Genomic DNA, 3,890 nt, shown 5'->3' with positions numbered 1-3,890 from the left:
TGTCAGGTCAACTACAGCACAAACAACACCATTTGCTGCAAGGCGTCGCACCATCTGCACCCGCAAGCTAGATTTGCCCATCTGTCGCGAGTTGAGGACGTAGCAGAACTCTCCCGCCATCATGTGTTTGTAGAAATCGAAGTCCGCCTGTCTGGTGACGTAGGTAGGTGCATCCAGGGGCAAGCTACCGCCAACTTGGTAATCATAAGCTAAGTTCGGGTCTGCTTTCATTCTGCACCTTGCGATCGGACTTCCTGCAAAAGTAGGATTTTTTTGACTGACTACTACTATTTATGTCTTTTGTTTTAGGGATTGTGCAAGAGGTCTCCCAATGCCAGGATTTTGGAAGAGCTGAGCAACGATCGGACAAAGCTTAGAATTTGGAAAAATTTTTTAACGATCGCCCTTCAAATCGGAGGCTTGAAACCCCTTTTTCTCGGTCTATTTTTGCGAGGCGTTCAGGATAGGCGAACTCGGAAATAATAACGGTATAAATTGCAGCGCGGTGTGACTTGATTGCCTTGCAGATAGACAAGCCCCATACTGTGCAGCTTAAATCCCTGTAGAGACTCTAATTGTACGGGAACATCAGCATCGACTACTTTTTTGAGAGCGGCTGCTAAGTCGGGATATTGTTCTAAATGCCACAAGTGGCGTCGCAAATGGTCGCTGTAAAGTCCGGCGTCGGTGGGTGCTGTTTCGAGAAGTTGTTCGATCGCAATTTCTTTTCGAGCAATGTGATAAAGAGCCAACCGCACTAAATAAGGATGTCCGCCTACCATTGCCATTAGTTGTTCAACTTCAAAAACACTCCAAGGCAATCCGTGTCTGAAGGCAAGTTCTCGTACCTGTTGAGCGTTAAATTCCGGTAATTCTATCGGTAACCCCACATTAAATGGAGATTGATTGATATCCATCGGCACATAAACTTCTGTAGAATGAACTACTACCAAACGCAGTTTTTTCCAGATTTCTCGATTTTTAGCTTCTTCGTGCCATGCCCGCAATAATGCAAAAAAATCAGCGGCTAATTCGGGATATCTAAATATCACATCAACTTCATCTAAACCCAAGGCTAAAGGGCTGGTATCGTGGGTGAGTAAATAGCGTTCAAAGTAAGATTTGCAGGCGACTTTGCTGCCAAAAATGCTGTTCCAATACTCGGTCAACCGATCTGGTAAATCTAATTGTAGAGCAACGTTGGCACAAAACCAGCGCAAGAAAAGGTCTAAATCTGTGAAAATTTTACTATCGGCTAATTGAAAGCTTAAAGGTACGGTACGGTAGCCTTGTTGGGATGCACGATGCAGAATTCTTGCCATTAGGGAGGTTTTACCCATTTGCCGCGCTGCTTTGATGCGAATTAACGAGCCTGGTTTGACGATCGCTTCGTAACATCGCTCGTCAATGCCCGTTCTTTCCACATAAAATGCAGAAGCAAGTTCTACTTGTCCTCTGGGTAATTCCGGTTCTGCAACTGGTTGGGGTGGATAATTCGGGGTAGCTGCGTGTTGGGTGGGAAATTGATAGTTGAAAATTGGCGATCGATAATTGGTAAAGTTTCCCTGTTCGGATTCTTCACCTAATGCTAATAACTTTAAAACGGTTTGAATAATGATGTTTGTATCGTCGGGCGATCGCCATTCGTAGTGGGGTATTCCTTGCAGATAACCGCGCAAGTCGTGGTTGAGCAAACTGAAAGGACAGTTAATATAAATGGGGACGATAATCGGTTTGCGATCGTCTGTCGAAGTGTACCTTGTCTTCGCCAATCTCACTTCTTCCGTCACCATTTCGCTGGAAGCCGAAAGCGGCGACAATAGCAGCAGCAAGCAATCGCAACTATTAAGTGCTGTATAGATTTGCTGTAGCCCGTTTCTAGCCATTCGCAAACTGCCCGTAGCCAAAAAAACTTGGTAGCCGTTCTTTTTCAAGGCAGCATCTAACTTAGTCATCAGCATCATATCTGGGTCGTTTCCCCGATAGGAACTGAGCAAGACAGATGTGGAATTTTTGATATTTTGATGCTTTTCTTTAAATAAATCCGGTCTGTATTTAGCAATTATAGAAATCAGTTCGGCGCGGTGTGAGGAACCGGGTTCTTCTGGGTCGTTCAAACCAAACGCCTTGCAGATATTTTCAATATGTTTTCTGACTGTATCTTTGGTGATGTGCAGTTCGGCGGCGATGGAAGCATCTTTTTCGCCAGCCAGAACTTTTTGCAATACTTCATACTGTCTATCGGTTAGACTGGCAAAGGCTTTGGCGAATTCGGCTGGATTTGCGATCGCTAACTTCATACACAGAACGGGAAAATTGTCGGCATATTTTCTAGTTGTAGTTCATCCGCTGGCAAAGCGCAGCAAACGTGTAGGCACTTTCACAGGTGTGTATTGCACCAAAGGTAGTGCCGATCGCCGTGAGTCTTGACTACACATCTAAACTATCACCAAAAGCAGCCTGAAATATTTAAAACATATCAGGTTGTCTTTTTTGGGTGTTTAAAAATGAGGTTAAGTTTTTTTAGTAACAATTTTTTATCTACCTTAGCCAATAGTAGCGCAGTCGTGACGATCGTATTGACGCCAGCGGTAAATTCCAATACTTTGAATGCACAAACAAGTTTTCCAGATGCGATCGCCACAGGGTTACCAAGTGATAGTTCTTTACGAATTAGCACAGAACTTAAAACTAACATTAAGATTTTGTCGAGTTTTTTGACGAGCAATGTTTTTGCAAAAAAGCAAAAAGAACCGCCTCCACCTGTACCGACGCGATCGGGCGGAAGTCGCTAGCTAACTATACCTCGATTACTGCTACTGCTCACCCTTAAGGTGAAGCGCAAGTCCGGTCATCTAAGCTATGCTAATGTGTAGAGGCTTTCCAGCAGCGTTTAGGGAAAAAGTATGCTTCTACTATTTTTGCTTTTCATTGTCCTGTTGCTTATTTCTGCTACTCCGCTTCTAGGTAGCTTGAATATCCAATGGTCTCTAGAGATTATGCTCGGTTTATCGGCTTTTTTCCTGTTAGCAGGATGGATACTTTTTCTCTGCTTACCGCTATTTTCTTAGGTTTAGACCTTCGGAAAGTAAGTAATTTTACAGAAATGTAAACTTCGTTCGGTGTAAGTAGGTAAGTGTAAATAAACTTCCATCTGGCGGGACGCCCGATCTTTAAATAAGTTTTCAAACTTTATTTAACTGCACCTACTTACACAAAATTGAAATATATCCGTCACAACACCGTCATATGGATCGAGCAATATGGTGGTGATACAGACATCTTACTCCTCACGCAAACACATAAAGCCCAGAGCAGATCTGCTCTGGGCATTTTTCGATCGAGTTCGGATATGGTGACCTTATATCATGTCCGGTAGCAATTTTTTATAAACTGCTAAACTTGTCGGTCGCTGCAATCAAAGCGCTGCGAATTCCCGCTTCGCTCATCGAATGTCCCGCATCGGGAATAACGATAAATTCTGCTTCCGGCCAAGCTTTATGCAGTTCCCAAGCTGTTCCCATCGGACAGGGGATATCGTAGCGTCCCTGAACGATTACTGCCGGAATGTGGCGGATGCGATCGACATTCAAAAGTAACTGCCCTTCCGTTTCAAAAAATCCCTTATTAATAAAGTAATGGCACTCAATTCTGGCAAACGCCTCCGCAAATGTACTCTCACCAAATCTCTGCATTATATTTGGGTCTTGCAGAAGTGTACTTGTGCTACCTTCCCAAATTGACCAAGCACGAGCAGCTGCCATTCTCACTTGTGCATCTGCACTGGTCAAACGTTTGTAGTAAGCTGTTATCATATCGTGCCTTTCTTCGGGAGGAATTGGTTTTAGATACTCCTCCCAAGCATCGGGAAACAGATAGCTAGCTCCTTC

At 43.9% G+C, this 3,890-nt stretch carries 2 protein-coding genes and 2 pseudogenes; 1 reads left to right on the top strand and 3 read right to left on the bottom strand.

Annotated elements, in window-relative coordinates; translation table 11 throughout:
* Positions 1 to 231 (bottom strand): annotated as a pseudogene (locus H6S82_RS21950) (hypothetical protein); the annotation flags it as partial.
* 227 nt (positions 232 to 458) lie between these two features.
* Positions 459 to 2,300: an AAA-like domain-containing protein gene (locus tag H6S82_RS21945; protein ID WP_190463597.1), complete on the bottom strand. Its 1,842-nt coding sequence runs from the start codon at positions 2,298 to 2,300 to the stop codon at positions 459 to 461.
* Between the two features lie 207 nt (positions 2,301 to 2,507).
* On the opposite strand from H6S82_RS21945, the gene H6S82_RS21940 reads away from it, so the two are divergent.
* Positions 2,508 to 2,795: a hypothetical protein gene (locus H6S82_RS21940; RefSeq protein ID WP_190463595.1), complete on the top strand. Its 288-nt coding sequence runs from the start codon at positions 2,508 to 2,510 to the stop codon at positions 2,793 to 2,795.
* Positions 2,796 to 3,386: 591 nt separating this feature from the next.
* Here H6S82_RS21940 and H6S82_RS21935 read toward each other — a convergent pair.
* Positions 3,387 to 3,890: pseudogene (locus H6S82_RS21935) on the bottom strand (prolyl aminopeptidase); the annotation flags it as partial.

It is taken from the genome of Planktothrix sp. FACHB-1355 (assembly GCF_014748295.1).
In the GTDB taxonomy this organism is placed as follows: Bacteria; Cyanobacteriota; Cyanobacteriia; order Cyanobacteriales; family Aerosakkonemataceae; genus Aerosakkonema; species Aerosakkonema funiforme_A.
The sequence above is the reverse complement of the archived record's forward strand: the minus strand, read 5'-3'. Positions and strand labels throughout refer to the sequence as shown.

Bases quoted from the DNA above. Each gene is read 5' to 3' on its own strand.
- H6S82_RS21945 (WP_190463597.1), bottom strand. From the start codon at position 2,300: ATGAAGTTAGCGATCGCAAATCCAGCCGAATTCGCCAAAGCCTTTGCC.
- H6S82_RS21940 (WP_190463595.1), top strand. From the start codon at position 2,508: ATGAGGTTAAGTTTTTTTAGTAACAATTTTTTATCTACCTTAGCCAAT.